Origin of the sequence: Paeniglutamicibacter antarcticus, assembly GCF_039544305.1 — a bacterium.
Classification (GTDB): domain Bacteria; phylum Actinomycetota; class Actinomycetes; order Actinomycetales; family Micrococcaceae; genus Paeniglutamicibacter; species Paeniglutamicibacter antarcticus_C.
On record NZ_BAABLK010000001.1, the window covers coordinates 1 to 522 of the forward strand.

Here is a 522-nt window from a genome sequence, read left to right on the forward strand (position 1 = left end):
GCTTGCGGGCGAAGACCGGGAAGATCTCGGAGACGATGCCGAAGAACGGCAACGCGATGATGTAGACCTCGGGGTGTCCGAAGAACCAGAACAGGTGCTGCCACAGAATAGGTCCGCCGGCTTCAGGATCGAAGACGTGCGCGCCGAAACGGCGGTCCGCGCCCAAGGCAAAGAGCGCCGCGGCAAGCGGCGGGAAAACCATGACGACCATGATGGCGGTGATCAAGGTGTTCCAAGTGAAGATCGACATGCGCCACATGGTCATGCCCGGTGCACGCAGGCAAATGATGGTGGTGATGAAGTTGACCGAACCTAGGATCGTGCCAAAGCCCGACAGGGCCAAACCGAAGACCCAGAGGTCCCCGCCGACACCGGGACTGAACGTGGTGTTCGATAAGGGAGCATAACCAAACCAACCGAAGGCGGCCGAGCCCTGCGGCGTCAGGAAACCTGCAACAACGATCGTTGACCCGAACAGGTAGAACCAGAAGGCCAAGGCGTTGAGCCGGGGGAACGAGACAT

1 protein-coding gene is annotated in these 522 nt (G+C 60.3%); it reads right to left on the minus strand.

All coding sequences use genetic code 11. The features are described from left to right. Positions 1–522: cbb3-type cytochrome c oxidase subunit I (locus ABEA12_RS00005; RefSeq protein WP_345465553.1), on the minus strand; the 522-nt coding region annotated here is incomplete at both ends.